11 protein-coding genes are annotated in these 17,111 nt (G+C 70.6%); 1 reads left to right on the forward strand and 10 read right to left on the reverse strand.

From position 1 onward, the window contains the following. Positions 1–92: 92 nt before the first annotated feature. The 9 genes from AVCA_RS08550 to mprF form a co-directional block, all read right to left on the reverse strand. Entirely contained in the window at positions 93–401 is a 309-nt protein-coding gene (locus AVCA_RS08550; RefSeq protein WP_231876294.1) for a DUF3144 domain-containing protein, read from the reverse strand. Between the two features lie 391 nt (positions 402–792). Next, positions 793–2,427, reverse strand: coding sequence for a BatD family protein (locus AVCA_RS08555; RefSeq protein ID WP_012700499.1), 1,635 nt, complete (start codon positions 2,425–2,427; stop codon positions 793–795). Then, a complete protein-coding gene (locus tag AVCA_RS08560; protein ID WP_012700500.1) occupies positions 2,424–4,157 on the reverse strand; it encodes a VWA domain-containing protein in 1,734 nt (577 codons plus the stop codon). Before AVCA_RS08560 ends, AVCA_RS08555 begins: the two co-directional genes overlap by 4 nt. After that, complete coding sequence (locus AVCA_RS08565; RefSeq protein WP_012700501.1) at positions 4,154–5,161, reverse strand: vWA domain-containing protein; 1,008 nt, start codon at positions 5,159–5,161, stop codon at positions 4,154–4,156. Before AVCA_RS08565 ends, AVCA_RS08560 begins: the two co-directional genes overlap by 4 nt. Beyond that, positions 5,154–5,654 (reverse strand): DUF4381 domain-containing protein, encoded by a 501-nt coding sequence (locus AVCA_RS08570; protein ID WP_175555983.1) that lies wholly within the window; start codon positions 5,652–5,654, stop codon positions 5,154–5,156. The genes AVCA_RS08565 and AVCA_RS08570 overlap by 8 nt, the downstream gene beginning before the upstream one ends. Next, positions 5,651–6,589, reverse strand: a complete 939-nt coding sequence (locus tag AVCA_RS08575; RefSeq protein ID WP_012700503.1) for a DUF58 domain-containing protein — start codon at positions 6,587–6,589, stop codon at positions 5,651–5,653. Before AVCA_RS08575 ends, AVCA_RS08570 begins: the two co-directional genes overlap by 4 nt. After that, positions 6,590–7,549, reverse strand: coding sequence for an AAA family ATPase (locus AVCA_RS08580; protein WP_012700504.1), 960 nt, complete (start codon positions 7,547–7,549; stop codon positions 6,590–6,592). Between the two features lie 114 nt (positions 7,550–7,663). Beyond that, positions 7,664–8,953, reverse strand: a complete 1,290-nt coding sequence (locus AVCA_RS08585; RefSeq protein ID WP_012700505.1) for a virulence factor family protein — start codon at positions 8,951–8,953, stop codon at positions 7,664–7,666. Further along, positions 8,953–11,583 carry a bifunctional lysylphosphatidylglycerol flippase/synthetase MprF gene (gene mprF / locus AVCA_RS08590; protein ID WP_012700506.1) on the reverse strand — a complete coding sequence of 877 codons (2,631 nt, stop codon included), beginning with the start codon at positions 11,581–11,583 and terminating at the stop codon, positions 8,953–8,955. The genes AVCA_RS08585 and mprF overlap by 1 nt, the downstream gene beginning before the upstream one ends. 145 nt (positions 11,584–11,728) lie before the next feature. Between mprF and AVCA_RS08595 the strand changes: the two genes are divergently transcribed. Next, entirely contained in the window at positions 11,729–16,594 is a 4,866-nt protein-coding gene (locus AVCA_RS08595; protein WP_012700507.1) for an NAD-glutamate dehydrogenase, read from the forward strand. A gap of 18 nt (positions 16,595–16,612) precedes the next feature. Here the strand turns inward: AVCA_RS08595 and AVCA_RS08600 are convergent, their stop codons facing one another. After that, entirely contained in the window at positions 16,613–16,990 is a 378-nt protein-coding gene (locus tag AVCA_RS08600; protein WP_012700508.1) for a hypothetical protein, read from the reverse strand. Positions 16,991–17,111: the final 121 nt, after the last annotated feature.

A 17,111-nucleotide genomic window follows, 5' to 3' on the forward strand; every position in this document is an offset into this window, starting at 1 on the left:
GGACCCGCATGCCGGGTGGTGTGGCAGGGGCGCTGCCTTGACGGCAGCCCCCTATGCCGATCATGCCGGAAAGACTTCCGACGCATTTGTGTTCAGCACTTGTCGTCGCCGCCCATCTCGATGATGAGTTTCTGCCCGAGGCGGTCGATATGTTCCCTCATGTTTTCGTCGAGCATGTCGTTGAACTGGTTGGTGTACCACTTCTGCAGCCTGTCCCCTTCGGCGGCCAGGTCCTGGAACAGACAGGAAGCCTCGTAGGAGCTGACGCGGGCGGCGGCATAGCGCAGGGCTGTGCTGACATGTCCCAGCTCCTTGTGTTCCTCCTTGAAAAGGCGGTTGGCCAAATCGATGAACTCGTCGGCCAGGTCGAAAATCACCATATTGTCTTGAGCGTCTGACATTTATGAACCTTTGTGTAAATAAGTGAGCGCTGACGATGCCACTGCCGGGCAATCCGGCAGCGTCCCCATTCGGGTAAGCAAATATCGGGCAAGTCCGGCTGTTCGGCGGATGCGTCATGTCCGTTCGGGCTGGTAGATGGCATGTTGGGGGCGGAGTGGGTGGGCCCAGCCGGCAAACCCGGTCGGGAGCGGTCGCGGATGGACCCGCTCCCGCGGGGCAGTCGAATGGATTCCCACGCTCCTTCTGCCCCTTGGGATGTGGGGAGCGAACCGTGCATGCCACCTGCACACATCCGCCCGGCGGTCCACCGAACCTGGCTGGTGGGCGGGCGAGCCCTGCCGATTCTGTTCCTGCACCCTGTCCGGCGTGTGCCCGTCCCGCGCGGTTTCCTCAGCGCGGATAGAGCGGCGGCAACTGGCTCCGTTCGCGGGCCGTGTCCGCGTCCTGGGCCGGCGGCAGGTCGCGGATCGCCTGCCAGAGATCCTCGCCTTGCCAGCGCTGGCCGCTTTCGCTGTAGAGCGCGCCGTTCAGCCCGTCGAGCGCGTCCGACAAGGGCACGAAACGCGCCGCCATCGCCGCCAGGGTTTCCGGTTGCTGACGGGCCCAGGCGTCGAGGGCCTGGCGGGTCGCCTGGGTGTCGTTGGCCTGGCAGGCGCGGCGCAAATCGTCGAGCAGGCGTGGGCTCGGCCAGCCGGCGGCGCTGCGCAGGACCGCCGGCTGGCGGCGCGCGCGCCACCAGAGGGCGAAGCCGAGCAGGGTGGTACAGAACAGCAGGGAACTGGCCAGTTGCCAGGCCCAGAGTGCCTGCCATGGCGGGGGGTGGAGGGTGGCGATAGGTTGTGGCTGCTCCTCGGCCAGCGCCGGATTCTCCGCCACCGTCAAGGTGCGCGCCGGTAGCCGGGTGCGCTCCAGGCGGTCGTGGGCGGTGTTCCACCACAGCACTTCCTGCGCCGGCAGCTCGATGCGGCCGTCGCGGGTCGGCACCAGGGCCTCGCGTTCCTCCCGGCTGCCGATCAGGCCGCGCTCGCCGGCCTGGCTGGCCAGTTGCGGCTGCTCCGGGTAGCGGCGCAGGCCCTCGACCGGCGGGCCGGCGAGCGGCGGCAACTGGGCGCCGCTCAGTCCGTCGGCCCTGAGGGTCAGGTGGCGGGTCAGCGACTCGCCGGCCCGCGCCTGTTCCGGCGCCGGGCTCCAGCTTTCGTTCAGCACGAGGCTGCGGGCCGGCAGCCAGGGGGCATCGGCGGGGTATTCGGCTGGTTTGGCTTTGACGGTCAGGGGAATCGCCGGCGACTCGACGCGGATCTGCCGGCCGCTGTGCGGGCCGAAGGGCAGCAGGCCGTCGCGGTCCGGGAGGCGGCTGACTTCGGTGGCGGTGAAGGCCTGGGCGGGGATCAGCAACTGGCCGCTGCGTTGGGGAAAGACCGCGTAGCGCATCTCGATCACCCCGTGGCGCACGCCGTTGACGCTGGTCTCGTAAGTGCGCGGCGCACCGAGCGCCTCGATGCGGGCATCGGCCATTTGCAGCGGGCTCAGGCTGCTGTCGTCGTAGAGCGACACCGAGTGGTAGATGCGCAGGGTGAGCACGACCTGAGCCTGCACGTAGGTGCTTTCCCGGTCCAGGCTGGCGTCGATGAACACCGGCGCCAGCCTGGCCGGATCGCTGTCCACCTCGCTTTCCCGCACGTGCAGGACGATCGCCCGGGTCTGGCGATCGCCCAGGCGCAGGGGCGGTATCGTCAGTTGGCCGGGATGCCTGGGTTGCAGCGTGACGAGCCACTGGATGGTTCCGGGCGATTCGCCGCCCGTGCCGCCCGGGCGGTTGACCTGGCGGGTGCCGAGTACCTCGAAGTGCGCTTCGAGGGGCCCCAGGTCCGGTTTGCCGGGAGGCGCGGGGTCGGTGCTTTCCAGGGTCAGTTCGAGGGTTTCGCCGGCGTCGAGGCGAGTGCGGTCGACCCGGGCGGTGAGTTCCTCGCCCTGGACCGTCCAGGCCAGCAGGCAGAGCAGGAGGGTGCAGAGCAGGCGGTTCATGGGCTGGTTTCCCGGTGCTGTTGCTGTTCGTACCAGAATTTGCGCCGCAGCAATTCTCCGGGATTGTCGGGGATCTGCCGCAGCCATTGTTCCAGGGCCTGGCGGCGTTCCTCGGTGACGGGCGCGGACACGGCTCCGGCGGCCGCGGCGGGGCCCGGCGCCGTATCGCCCGCGGTCTGTCCCTCGGCCGATAGCGAGCCGGGCGTGCCCGGCTGCGCCGTCGCTTCGTCCGGGGCTGCCTCCGCTGCGGCCTGGGAGGCCGTCGTGTCCGCCCGGATATCGTTCTGCCCAGCCTGGCCGGACGGGCTGTCCCGGTTCGGCGGGGCCTGCTGCCGCTCGGCACTGCCATCGGCGTCGGGCTGACGCGCCTGCCGCTGGCGCAGCAGCGCCTCGACCAGCGCCTTGTTGTGCTGCGCCGCTTCCAGCGCCGGCTGCAGTTCCAGGGCACGCTCGTAGGCGTCCAGCGCGGCCTCCGGTTCGCCGGCCCGAGCCAGGGCGTTGCCGCTGTTGTAGTGGGCGGCGGCCCCCTGGCCCTGGGCGAAGCGCTCGGCGGCGGCGGCGTAGTCGCCGGCCTGGTAGAGGGCCAGGCCCTGCCACTGGCTGTCTTCGAAGCGCCGCGCGGCCTCGCCCGGCCGGCCGGCCTGGAGCAGGATGCGGCCCTGCTGGTCGGGGCGCAGCCACAGGTCGGTGAGCTCGAAGGCCTGGCCGGGCTGGGGCAGGACGAACAGCAGGGGCAGGGCGAGCAGCCAGCCGCGCCGGCCGGCGCAGGCGGCCAGCAGGAGCAGCGGCAGCAGCAGCCAGTGGCCCTGGTCGGCCCAGGCGTCCAGGCGTGTCGTCTGGTCGCCCTCGCGCAGCAGTCGCGGCCCCTGGAGCAGGCCCAGCCGTTGCAGGTCGCGGTCGTCCAGGCCGGCGCTCTGGTAGCGCCCGCCGAGGCTGTCGGCGAAGCGCGCGAGTCCGCCGCTGTCCAGCCGGGCGAGGAGGATCGCGCCCTGTCCGTCCTTGAGGAAGCTGCCGTCCTCCAGGGCGATGGGCGCGCCGTCAGGGCTGCCGATGCCGAGGATGGCGAGGCGCTCGCCGTCGTCGCCGAGCGCCTGGGCGATGCCCTGGCGTTCCCGTTCGTCCAGTTCGCTGCCGATCAGCAACAACTGGCCACGGCCCTGGGCACCCTGTTCGAGCAGGGCCAGGCCGCGGGCCACGGCGAGGTCGGCGCGCCGCCCGGCAACCGGCATGAGCGGCGGGGCGAGGGCGTCCAGCAGATTGCGGGTGGTTTCCAGGTCGTCGGACAGCGGCACCAGGGTGTGTGCGCTGCCGGCGTAGACGACCACCGCGGTCTGCGCCTCCTGGCGCGCCTCGAGCAGGTCGAGCAGCTTGTGCCGGGCTAGCGCCAGGCGGTTCGGGGCGACGTCGCCGGCGAGCATGCTCGGGGTCAGTTCGAGCAGTACCACCAGCGGATCGGCGCGCTTCAGGGGGCTTTGTTCGATGCGTTGCCAACTCGGCCCGAGCAGGGCCAGCAGGGCGAGCAGCCAGCCCAGCCCGAGCGCGATCCACGGCAGGCGGCTGCCGCGTCCGCTGCGCGCGCCGAGCAGGGCCTGGTGAAAGGCCGGCGGCAGCAGCAGTTCCCAGCGTCCGGCGCGCCGTTCGCGGCGCCACAGCCGCCAGAGCAGCCAGGCGAGCAGGGGCAGCAGGAGCAACCAGTCGGGGCGCAGCCAGTGCGGCCAGAGGATATTCATCGGCGCGTTCCTCGCGAGCGCGCGCGCGCCGGCCAGAGGCTGCGGGCCACCAGCAGCAGGCCGAGCAATAGCGCCGTGGCCAGCGGCCAGGGATACAGCGGGCGGGCCGGGCGCGCCTGGGTCGGCGGCTGGGCGACCGGCTCCAGGCGCGCGAGGGTTTCCTCGATGGCGCGCAGTTCCTCGCTGCTGCGGGCGCGGAAGTAGCTGCCGCCGGTCTCTTCGGCGATGGCGCGCAGGGTCGGCTCGTCGAGATCCAGTCCCGGCGTCAGGCCGAGCAGGCCGGGCGGTCCGTCCTGCCGGGGATCGGCGCCGATGCCGATGGTATGGATGCGTACCCCTTCCGCGGCGGCCAGGCGGGCGGCGACCGACGGAGCGATCTCGCCGGCGGTGTTGGCGCCGTCGGTGACCAGGATCAGCACGCGGCTCTGCGCCGGACGCTGGCGCAGGCGCTTGAGGCCCAGGCCGATGGCGTCGCCGATGGCGGTGTCCTTGCCGGCGATGCCGATCGCGGCTTCCTCCAGCCAGGTGCGCACGGTCCGGCGATCGAAGGTCAGCGGCGCCTGCAGGTAGGCTTGGCTGCCGAACAGGATCAGCCCGACGCGGTCGCCCCGGCGGTCCTCGATGAATTGGCCGAGCAGGTGCTTGACCAGTTCCAGGCGGCCGATGCTCTCGCCCTGCCAGTGCATGTCGGCGTATTCCATGGAGCCGGAAACGTCTACCGCCAGCAGCAGATCGCGGCCGCTGGCGGGCAGCGGCCGGGGTTCGCCGACCCATTCGGGGCGCGCGGCGGCGCCGAGCAGCAGCAGCCAGAGCAGGACGAACGGCGCCTGTTGCCGCCAGCCCGGCAGGCGCAGGCGGGCGCGGCGGCCGCTGAGGCTTTCCAGCTCGCCGAGGAAGCTCACCCGCAGCGCCGTCTCGCCGCTGTCGGCCGGCGGCAGCACGAGGCGCAGCAGCCAGGGCAGCGGGGCGAGCAGGAAGACCCAGGGCCAGGCGAATTCAAACATGCCGGCGGATCCAGATTTCCACGGCCTGGTAGAGCCCGTCGATGGCCTTGTCGTCGAGCCGGCACTCGGCGCGGTAGCCGCCCTCCACCAGGATCATCCAGCGGGTCAGGCCGGCGGCCGGGCAGCGGCTGTCGAGATAGGCCAGCCAGGCGCGGCCGCTCAGGGTGTGGCTGTGGCTGTCCGGGTAGTGGGCGCGGCAGAGGCGCTTGAGCAGCGCGTTGAGCTGCTGCAGCCAGGGGCCGGCGGGCATGCCGTAGGGCTTGTTCAACTGCGCCAGTTCCTCCAGGGCGGCGATGCGCAGCGGATCGAGGATCTTTTGCGGCGCCGCCGCCGGTTCCACGCCAGGTAGCCGCGGGCGCCGCCACTGCAGCCAGCAGAAGACGGCGAGCGAGGCGAGGGCGACCAGCGCCAGCAGCCACCAGCCGGGGGCCGGCGGCCACCAGGGAACGGCCGGCGGGGGAATCGGTGGCAGCAACTGGTCGAGCGGGTTCATGGCCGCCATACCGGTCGCGGCTGCAGGCGCTCGCGCAACTGCTCGATCAGTTCGAACTGCGTGCTGAGCGGCAGCAGCAGACTGCCGAGGCGTTCGGCGAGGCGTTCCCAGCGCGCCTGGCGCGCCTGGCCGAGGCTTCGGTAGGCCTGGCGCAGCCCGCTGTCGTGGGTGTCCAGCTCCAGTTGCGCGCCGTCCTGGGAAAAGCGCAGCAGGCCGGCGGCGGGCAGGGCGTGATCGAGGGGGTCGGAGAGCGGCAGCAGCAGCAGTTCGCTGTGCCGGCCGAGCAGCAGCAACTGGCGCTCGGCGGTATCCGACAGCGCCCGCTCGTCGCACAGCACCACCACCAGGCTGCCCGGGCGCAGCACCTCGCGGGTGCGGCGCAGGGCCTGGCCGAAGCTGTCCGGCTCGTCCGGCAGTTCGCCGTGCAGGGCGTGGTTGGCGCGCACCAGGCGGTTGAGCAGTTGCAGCAGGCTCTGCTTGCTGCGCCGCGGCTTGATCTCGTGGGGCGCGCTGCTGCCGAACACCAGCCCGCCGACCCGGTCGTTGTGTTCCAGGGCGGCCCAGCCGATCAGCGCCGCGGCCTGGGCGGCGAGTACCGACTTGAACAGCCGCGAGGAGCCGAAGAACAGTTGCCGGCTCTGCTCGGCGAGGATGAAGATCGGCCGCTCGCGCTCTTCGTGGAACAGCTTGGTGTGCGGTTCCAGGGTGCGCGCGGTGACCCGCCAGTCGATGTTGCGCACGTCGTCGCCGGCCTGGTAGACGCGCACCTGGTCGAAGTCCACGCCGCGCCCGCGCAGCCGCGAGTGGTGCGCGCCGAGCAGCGCGCTGCGGCGTGCCGCGCTGGAGAACAGTTGCAGCTCGCGCGCCCGGTGGCGGATCTCGATCAACTCGCCCAGACCCACCCGGATGCCGTCCGCCACCGCCAGCGTGTGCATTCAGGCTACCGCCACCACGTCGAGGATGCGCTGGATCGCCCGGTCCTGGTCGACCCCGGCGGCCTCGGCCTCGAAGGAGAGGATCAGGCGGTGGCGCAGCACGTCGAACAGCACCGTCTGGATGTCTTCCGGGCTGACGAAGTCGCGCCCGGCCAGCCAGGCGTGGGCGCGCGCGCAGCGGTCGAGGGCGATGGAGCCGCGCGGGCTGGCGCCGTAGGCCAGCCATTCGCCCAGTTCGGCGTCGAAGCGCGCCGGCGTGCGCGAGGCCATCACCAGTTGCACCAGGTATTCCTCCACCGCGTCGGCCATGTACAGGCCGAGGATCTCCTTGCGCGCGGCGAAGATCGCCTGCTGGCTGAGCCGGTGCTCGGGCCTGCTCTCGCCGTGGAGCGCCTCGCCGCGGGCCTGCTGGAGGATCTTGCGTTCCACCGCGGCGTCCGGGAAGCCGATCTTCACATGCATGAGGAAGCGGTCGAGCTGGGCCTCGGGCAGCGGGTAGGTGCCTTCCTGCTCGATCGGGTTCTGCGTGGCCATCACCAGGAACAGCGGCGACAGCTCGTAGGTGCGCCGGCCGATGGATACCTGGCGCTCGGCCATGGCTTCGAGCAGCGCCGACTGGACCTTGGCCGGGGCGCGGTTGATCTCGTCGGCCAGCACCAGGTTGTGGAAGATCGGCCCCTGCTGGAAGACGAAGCTCCCGGTTTCCGGGCGGTAGATCTCGGTCCCGGTGATGTCCGCCGGCAGCAGGTCGGGGGTGAACTGGATGCGATGGAATTCCGCCTCGATGCCCTCGGCCAGGTCCTTGATCGCCTTGGTCTTGGCCAGGCCGGGAGCGCCTTCGACCAGCAGGTGGCCGTCGGCGAGCAGGGCGACGAGCAGACGGTCGATCAGCTTTTCCTGGCCGAGGATCTGCCCGGCCAGGTATTGCCGCAATGCCACTAGCGCTTCTCGATGATCCATCTCTGACTTCCGCAACGAAATGATCGCAGGCTGCCGTGGGACAGCGGGCGCCAACTTTAAAGCAAAACGGGGCGCCGTGCTGCCGTACTGATGGCCCGTCGGTCCGGCGGCGGTTCAGTGTCCGTCCCGGCGGGCCCGGATCGCCGCGATCAGGCGTTCGCTCAGTGCCGGATAGTCGTGGTCGTAATGGTGCCCGCCCGGCAGCGCGAGCTTTTCGCCCGGACTCTGCGGCTGGGTGCAGCCGCTTTCCGCGGCCTCCTCGGTGCCGTAGACGCAGAGGACCTTGGCCGCCGGCAGACGGGCCATTTCCGGGGCGGTCGGGGCGTCCTGGCCCGCCGCGCCGAGCCAGCCCTGGACCTGGATCTCGAAGCTGCCGCTGCGCGCCAGGGCGAGCAGGAGCAGGCTGTCGACCGAGGCCTGGTCGGAGGCGTCGAGACGATTGTAGATGGCCGGCAGCACATCGGCGCCGAACGAGAAGCCGATCAGCGCGAAGCGCCTGGCGCCCCAGCGTTCGCGATAGGTGCGCAGAATCCGGGCGAGGTCGGCGGCGGCCTGTTCGGGCGACTTGCGGTTCCAGAAATAGCGCAGGCAGTCGACGCCGACCACCGGATAGCCGCGCTTGGCCAGCTCGGCGGCGACGTCGCGGTCGAGATCGCGCCAGCCGCCGTCGCCCGAGTAGAAGATCGCCACCGTGTCGCCCGCCCCGGCAGCCGGCGCTCCGGTGGCCGGCACTCCGGTGGCCGGCACTTCGACCAGCGGCAGCGGATCGGCGCGCCCTTCCAGCAGGCGGCCGAGGTTGTCCAGCAGGAGGCGCCGGACGGGCGTGCCGTAGTCGGCGATCTGCGTGTCGGCATTGGCCTGGGCGCGGGCGAAGCGGGCGCTGGCGTCGTCCGGGTTGTCGTTCCAGATCGCATGCCAGCGGCCGTGCGGCGCCTCCGGCGGCAGGGCCTCGGGACAGGCGGCTTGGTCGAGGCGGAAACCGATCGACAGCGCCTGCGCCCGGTCGTCGCTCTGCGCAGCGAGCCAGCGCCAGGCCAGTTGGGCGCCGGGGCCGTCGCCGGCGACCAGGTCGGCCGGTCCGCCGAGCTGCGCCAGGGCTTCGTCGAGCCGCCGCAACTGGCGTCGGCAGTCGGCTCCGTCCTGGTCCAGGACGGCCAGCCGGGCGGCGTGGGCGCCGGCCATTTCGAGCAGGCGCTCGGGCCGCGGGCGGGCTTCGGCGGACAGCAGCAGAATCACCCGCTGGCGTACCGGGCCGCCGGGCTCGACCAGTTGCAGCGGGCTGCCGTCGGCCAGGCTGCGCTGTTCCTGGCTCGGCGCCGGCTGGCGGAGCAGGAGCCAGGCGACGCCGGCGGCGATCGGCGGGAGGGCGGCGAGCAGGAGGAGGAGGGCGGAGCGTCGGCGCATCAGCGTTTCACCAGTCCGGAAAGGCCGCCGGCGATCAGCGCGGCGGTGTCGGCCAGGGCCAGCAGCGGATCGATGCCGGCGGGCACCGCGAGATAGCGCGGCTCCCACTGCGGATCGAATTTCTCCTTGAAGCGGCGCAGGCCCTGGAAGTTGTAGAAGTATTCGGAATTCTCGAACAGCAGCGCGCCGAGGCGTTGCGGCAGCGGCGCGCCGCGCCGCGGCAGCATGCCGGAGAGCGGCACCATGCCGAGGCTGAAGAAGTCGCCGCCGCGCTCTTTGAAATGCAGCAGGATGCCGAGGATGAGGAATTCCATGGTCAGCTTCGGTGCGTCCGGATGCACGCGCATCAGGTCGAGGCCGGCGATTTCCGGGCTGTCGGTTTCCAGCAGGTTGGCGAAGGCCACCGGGCGACCCTGATGGTGCGCCACCACGATGCGGAAATACTGCAGGTAGTCCGGGCTGAAGCGACCGAGGGAGAAACCCTTCTCGCGGCCGGTCTTGCCGGCCAGCCAGGCCCTGGAGACCTCCTCCAGCTCGGCCAGCGGCGCCTGGCCGCGCTCGTGGAACACCAGGTCGAGGCCGTCGCGCCGGCAGCGGTTCCAGGTGTAGCGCAGGTCCTTCATGTGCTTGCCGGGGTTGTCGAGGTCGAAGCGGCGAAGGTCGACCTTCGCCTCTTCGCCCAGCTTGATGGCGATCAGGCCGATATCCATGTAGTGCGGCAGGTTCTCGGCGCGCACCTGGTAGAACACCGGTCGCCGGTAGTGCAGGTCGCACAGGTCGCGGAACTGCCAGATCAGTTCGGCGCGCTGCTGCGGCGTGCCCACCGGGTCGAACAGCGCCACCATGCTGTGCCCGCGCCGGGCGTACATGAGGAAGGCGTCGCGCTCGCGGTCGAACAGCAGTGCCTTGTCGCCGGACAGCGCCAGCGCGCCCTCCGGCTGCTGCGAGGCGCGGACCGCGGCGAAGGCCCGTTCGAGGTCCGCGGGGCCGGGCAGGTTCTGTGGCGGCGGCGGGCTGCGCAGCAGCCAGACGAGGCCGACCACCAGCAGCGTCAGGCTGCTGCCCAGCAGGGCGCGCAGACCGCGGGGGGCGTTGCCGTCCAGCTCGAACTGCCACCACAGGGTGTGGCTGTAGGGCAGGTCCTGGTAGACGAACAGCAGCAGCCAGGTGCTGGCCACCAGCACGCCGAGGGTCGCCAGCATGATCGGCGGCGAGCCGGGCAGTTCGAGCAGCCGGCTGGGGCGGTAGAAGGCCTTGCGGAACAGCGCCAGCAGCGCCGCGATGCCGATCAGCACGCTGGCCTCCTCCCAGTCGAAGCCCTTGAGCAACGAGAGTAGGGCGGCGGCCAGCAGCAGCACCAGGGTCAGCGCCCAGGCCGCCGAGAGATGCCGGCGCAGGCCCTGGGCGAGCAGCAGGCAGACCACGCCGATCAGGCTGGAGCCCAGGTGCGAGAGTTCGATCAGTTGCAGGGGCACCAGGTAGTTCAGCGGCTCCAGGCGCTCGTCGAGGCTCGGCGTGGCGCCGGAGAACAGCAGCACGATGCCGGCGATGAACACCTGCAGGGCCAGCACCGGCGCGGCCAGGCCGGAGACCAGGCGCAGGCCGGCGCGGGTCAGCCGGCGGGCTTCGTTGCCGAGCAGCAGCAGGCAGGCCAGCAGCAGCGGCAAGCCCGTGTAGATCAGCCGGTAGAGCAGCAGCGCGGCGGCCAGCGGCGCCGTGCCGAGGCTCTGGCCGAAGGCGGCGAGCAGCACCGCCTCGAACACGCCGATGCCGCCCGGCACATGGCTGAGCACGCCGGCGGCCAGCGCCACCAGGTAGACCAGCAGGAAGCTGCCGAAGGACGGTCCCTCCGGCAGCAGGACATGGAGCACGAAGGCGGCGGCCACCACATCGGCGCAGGCGATCAGCAACTGCAGCAGGGTCAGGCGCGCCGCGGGCAGGCCCAGGCTGTAGGGACCGAAGCTGGCGCGGATGACCTGCGGGTTCCGTTCGTCCGGCGTGGCGTGGCGCCAGAGGAACAGCGCCAGCGCCGCGTAGCCGGACAACACGGCCACCGCCAGGGTCGCCAGGGAGCCAGCGGCCAGATGCAGGGCGCGGCTCGCCTGCGGCAGGTCGAGCAGCGCGGCGCCGGCGGCCAGCAGCGGCAGCGCGCAGCCCAGCGACAGGCTGGCGAACAGGCTGATCCTGGCGATCTCCGCAGCGGCCACGCCCTGCTGGCCGTATAGCCGGTAGCGCACGGCGCCGCCGGTGAGCAGCGAGAGGCCGGTGGCGTTGCCGATGGCGAAGGCGCAGAAGCCGCCGAGCAGCAGGCTGGGAGGCGGCAGACGCACGCCGGCGTAGCGGCAGGCCGACCATTCGTAGCCGAGCAGGGCGACGAAGCCGGCCGCCGTGGCCAGCAGGGCCAGCGCCAGGTCGGTGCCCGGTATGGCGAGCAGGGCTTCGTGCAGATGCTGGGGATTCAGGCTGTCGAGCAGGCGGCGACAGGCGATCAGCGCCAGGCCGAAGACCAGCAGGGTGAACAGCGAGGCCAGGACGGTGCGGTATTCGCCGAGGGGGCGGAGCCGGTGCGCGAGGGCTTGCAGCGCCTTGATGCAGACAGAGACGGCCGATCGTTTGCTCAGGGTATCCATGGGGCGTTTCCAGCTCCGGGGCTGCGTTTGCGGGGCTTGGGGAAGGATGGTGACAGGCGCTCCGGGCCGTGCTCCGGCATGGGGCAGGCATGGATGGGCCAGGGGCCGCCTATGCTACATCCAGGGGCACTTCGGGAGCACGACCATGGCGTTCTTCGTGGCGGACAGCAAGGCCGATTTTCTGGCGCAGTTGCGGGCGGCCCTGGGGGCGCATCTGGACGAGCGGCTGTTGCCGCCGGTGATGCTGTTCGCCGAGGAGTTCTTCGCCATGGTCGCCCTCGACGAACTGACCGAGCGGCGGCTGTCCGATCTGGTCGGCTGCACCCTGTCGGCCTGGCACCTGCTCGAACGCTTCGATCCGGCGCGGCCGGAGGTGCGGGTCTTCAATCCCGACTACGAGAAGCACGGTTGGCTGTCCAGCCACAGCGTGGTCGAAGTGTTGCACCCGGACATGCCCTTTCTGGTCGATTCGCTGCGCATGGAGCTGAACCGCCACGGCCATGGCATCCACAGCCTGCAGGGCGGGGTCTTCTGGGTGCGCCGCGACGCCACCGGCGAGCTGCTGGAGATCCTGCCCCGCAGCGGCCAGGGCGAGGACATGCGGCGCGAGGCGCTGATCTTCGCCGAGATCGACCGCTGCGCCAGCCCCGGCGAACAGCGCGAACTGGAGCAGGCGCTGCAGGAGGTGTTCGGCGAGGTGCGCCTGGCGGTCGCCGACTTCGTGCCGATGACCTCCTGCGTGCGCGGATTGCTGGACTGGCTGGAGCGGGCGCAACTGGCGGTGGATGCCGGGGAACTGGCGGAGATCAAGGTGTTTTTGCGCTGGCTGCTGGAGGACCGTTTCACCTTCCTCGGCTACGAGGAGTTCACCGTGGTCGATACCCCGGACGGTGGCGGCCGCGTCGTCTACGACGAGCGTTCCCTGCTGGGCCTGAGCAAGCTTCTGCGCACGGGACTGGACCCTGCCTGGCTGCAAATCGAGCCGGAAGCCCTCAGCTACCTGCGCGAGCCGCTGCTGCTGTCCTTCGCCAAGGCCTCGCAGCCGGCGCGGGTGCACCGTCCGGCCTATCCCAACTATATCTCCCTGCGCGAGCTGGACGAGGCCGGCCGGGTGATCCGGGAGTACCGCTTCATGGGCCTGTACACCGCTTCGGTGTACAACGAGAGCGTCCGCCACATCCCCTATATCCGCCGCAAGGCCGCGGAGATCGAGCGGCGCGCCGGCTTCGACGGCAGCAGCCATTTGGCCCGCGAGCTCAGCCAGGTGCTCGAGGTGCTGCCGCGCGACGACCTGTTCCAGACGCCCCTCGACGAGCTGTTGCGCACCGCGATCAGCATCGTGCAGATCCAGGAGCGCAACCGCCTGCGCCTGTTCCTGCGCAAGGACCCCTACGGGCGCTTCGTCTACGGCCTGGCCTATGTGCCGCGCGACGTCTATTCCACGGAGATCCGCCAGAAGATGCAGCAGCTTCTGATGGAGCGCCTGAAGGCCAGCGACTGCGAGTTCTGGGTGTATTTCTCCGAGTCCATCCTGGCGCGGGTGCAGTTCATCCTGCGCGTCGATCCCAAGGTGCGGGTCGATTTCGATCCCCTGCGTCTGGAGCAGGAGATGATCCGCGCCTGCCGCTCCTGGCGGGACGAGTACGCCAGCCTGATGGTGGAGAGCTTCGGCGAGGCCCAGGGCACCGGCCTTTTGGCGGACTTTCCGCAGGGCTTTCCGGCCGGTTACCGGGAGCGTTTCGCCCCCCATTCGGCGGTGGTCGACATGCAGCACCTGCTGTCCCTGGGCGAAGACCGGCCGCTGGTGATGAGCTTCTACCAGCCGCTGCGCCAGGACGACCGGCAACTGCACGGCAAGATCTACCACCCGGACAGCCCGTTGCCGCTGTCCGACGTGCTGCCGATCCTCGAGAACCTCGGCCTGCGCGTGCTCGGCGAATTCCCCTTCCAGTTGCGCCACCGCGACGGCCGCGAATTCTGGATCCACGACTTCTCCTTCAGCCTCACCGGCGGCGCGGAGGTGGACCTCCAGCAGCTCAACGACACCCTGCAGGACGCCTTCATCCACATCGTCCGCGGCGACGCCGAGAACGACGCCTTCAACCGCCTGGTGCTGAAGGCCTCCATGCCCTGGCGCGAAGTCGCCCTGTTGCGTGCCTACGCCCGCTACCTCAAGCAGGTGCGCCTGGGCTTCGACCTCGGCTACATCGCCGCCGCGCTGCTCAACCACAGCGACATCGCCCGCGAGCTGGTCAGGCTGTTCCGTACCCGCTTCTACCTGGCGCGGCGCATCGCCGGCGAGGACCTGGAGGACAAGCAGCAGCGCCTGGAGCAGGCCATCCTCGGTGCCCTGGACAAGGTCGAGGTACTCAACGAGGACCGCATCCTGCGGCGCTACCTGGAGCTGATCAAGGCCACCCTGCGCAGCAACTTCTACCAGCCCGACGCCGCCGGCCGGGCCAAGGGCCACTTCAGCCTCAAGCTCGACCCGCGAGCCCTGTCCGAGCTGCCGCGACCGGTGCCGCGCTTCGAGATCTTCGTCTACTCGCCGCGGGTCGAGGGGGTGCATCTGCGCGGCGGCAAGGTGGCGCGCGGCGGCCTGCGCTGGTCCGACCGCGAGGAGGACTACCGCACCGAGGTGCTCGGCCTGGTCAAGGCCCAGCAGGTGAAGAACGCGGTGATAGTGCCGGTCGGCGCCAAGGGCGGCTTCGTCCCGCGGCGCCTGCCGGCCGGCGGTTCGCGGGACGAGATCCAGGCCGAGGCGATCGCCTGTTACCGGATCTTCGTCTCGGCCCTGCTGGACGTCACCGACAACCTCAGGGAGGACGAGGTGATGCCGCCGGCCGGCGTGCTGCGCTACGACGGCGACGATCCCTACCTGGTGGTGGCCGCCGACAAGGGCACGGCGAGCTTTTCCGACATCGCCAACGGTGTCGCCGCCGACTACGCCTTCTGGTTGGGCGATGCCTTCGCCTCCGGCGGCTCCAGCGGCTACGACCACAAGAAGATGGGCATCACCGCCCGCGGCGCCTGGGTCGCCGTGCAGCGCCACTTCCGCGAGCACGGTATCGACGCGCAGAAGGACCCGATCAGCGTGATCGGCATCGGCGACATGTCCGGCGACGTGTTCGGCAACGGTCTCCTGCAGTCGCAGAGCCTGCGTCTGCTGGCGGCCTTCGACCATCGCCATGTGTTCGTCGATCCCGATCCGGACCCGCGGGCGAGCTTCGCCGAGCGGCGCCGGCTGTTCGAACTGCCGCGCTCTTCCTGGGCCGACTACGATCCGGCGCTGATCTCGCCCGGCGGCGGGGTGTTCCCGCGCAGCGCCAAGAGCATCCCGGTCAGCCCGCAGATGCGCGAGCGCTTCGCCATCGCCGCCGAGCGGCTGACCCCCGGCGAACTGATCCAGGCCCTGCTGCGCGCGCCGGTCGACCTGCTGTGGAACGGCGGCATCGGCACCTATGTGAAGTCCAGCCGGGAAAGCCACGCGGACATCGGTGACAAGGCCAACGACGCGCTGCGGGTCAACGGCGTCGAGCTGCGCGCCAAGGTGGTGGGCGAGGGCGGCAACCTGGGCTTCAGCCAGCTCGGCCGGGTCGAGTACTGCCTCGCCGGCGGCGCCTGCAACACCGACTTCATCGACAATGCCGGCGGGGTCGACTGCTCCGACCACGAGGTGAACATCAAGATCCTGCTCGGCAAGGTGCTCGCCGCCGGCGACATGACCGGCAAGCAGCGCGACCGGTTGCTCCACGAGATGACCGATGCGGTGGCGCAACTGGTGCTGAACAACATCTATAAGCAGACCCAGGCGCTGTCCCTGGCCGAGCGCCGCGCGCGCCTGCATCCGGGCGAATACCGGCGGCTGATCGACGCCCTGGAACACGCCGGGCGGCTGGACCGCGCCCTGGAGTTCCTGCCCTCCGACGAACAACTCGCCGAGCGCCTGGCCGGCGGCACCAGCCTGACCCGCCCGGAGCTGGCGGTGCTGATTTCCTACAGCAAGATCGACCTCAAGGAATCCCTGCTGGAGTCCGCGGTGCCGGACGACGACTACATGATCCGCGACATGCAGGGCGCCTTCCCGACGCCGCTGGTGGAGCGCTTCGGCGCGCTGATGCGCGGCCACCGGCTACGCCGCGAGATCGTCGCCACGCAGATCGCCAACGATCTGGTCAACCACATGGGCATCACCTTCGTGCAGCGCCTCAAGGAGTCCACCGGCATGGACGCCGCGGCGGTGGCCGAGGCCTACGTGATCGTCCGCGACATCTTCCACCTGCCGCACTGGTTCCGGCAGATCGAGGCGCTGGATCATCAGGTTCCCGCCGAGCTGCAACTGACTCTGATGGACGAGTTGACCCGCCTGGGCCGGCGCGCCACCCGCTGGTTCCTGCGCAACCGCCGCGGCGAGCTGGACGCCGCCCGCGACGTGGCCCACTTCGGTCCGCGGATCGCCGCCCTGGGCCTGAAGCTCGACGAACTGCTCGAAGGCAGCACCCACAAGCAGTGGCAACTGCGCTACCGCGCCTATGCCGAGGCCGGGGTGCCGGAGCTGCTGGCGCGGCTGGTCGCCGGCACCGGTTACCTCTACACCCTGTTGCCGATCCTCGAGGCGGCCGATGTCACCGGGCGCGAGCCGGCGGTGGTGGCGGCCGCGCATTTCGCCGTCGGCGGCGCCCTGGAGCTGCCCTGGTACCTGCAGCAGATCACCAACCTGCCGGTCGAGAGCCAGTGGCAGGCGCTGGCCCGGGAAGCCTTTCGCGACGACATGGACGGGCAGCAGCGCGCCATCACCATCGCCCTGCTGCGGATGGTCGGCGGGCCGGAGGACGTCGAGGCGCGGGTAGCGCTCTGGCTGGAGCAGAACCAGCCGGCGGTCGAGCGCTGGCGGGCGACCCTGGCCGAATTGCGCGCGGCCGGCGGCGCGGACTATGCGATGTTCGCGGTCGCCAATCGCGAGCTGGTGGACTTGGCGCAGAGCGGTGCCCGTACCGCGGGCGGGGCCTGAAGCGGCCCCGCCGGGCCCTCAGTGGGGCTGGGGGGCGGGCTCCCGGCGCGGACGGAAGCGCTGCCCGTGTTCGGGTAGCCAGCGGTAGAAGAAGTAGAACTCGAACAGTGCGGGATGCGAGCAGTGGCAGAGGACATGGTCGGTGGCGTCCTGGGGGTCACCTTCGCACTGCAGATAACCCAACTCGAACATCGGGGACAGCGCCTCCCGCTCCTGCGGGCTGATCCATACCCGCTTGCCGCGGATCAGGTCGACCACCAGGGCGCAGAGCTTGGCGAGGGTGACGCTTTCCCTGGGAGCGCCGTCGCCCGACGGCGCGGGCGGGGTGTCCATGATCCGGTTGCCCGGCCTGAATCTGAAGGGCAGGCCGGTCTGTCTCCATTTTCTCCTGGCCATTGCGAACATCTCCTTGTCATGTACCGTCCATACCCCAGGGTTTCCGGGGCGCGTTCGCGGCCGGACGAGCGGCTGCGAACGATTTTCCGCATTCCGCCAGGCAATCTGGGGCGGACGTACG

This window comes from Azotobacter vinelandii CA (assembly GCF_000380335.1).
Lineage (GTDB): Bacteria > Pseudomonadota > Gammaproteobacteria > Pseudomonadales > Pseudomonadaceae > Azotobacter > Azotobacter vinelandii.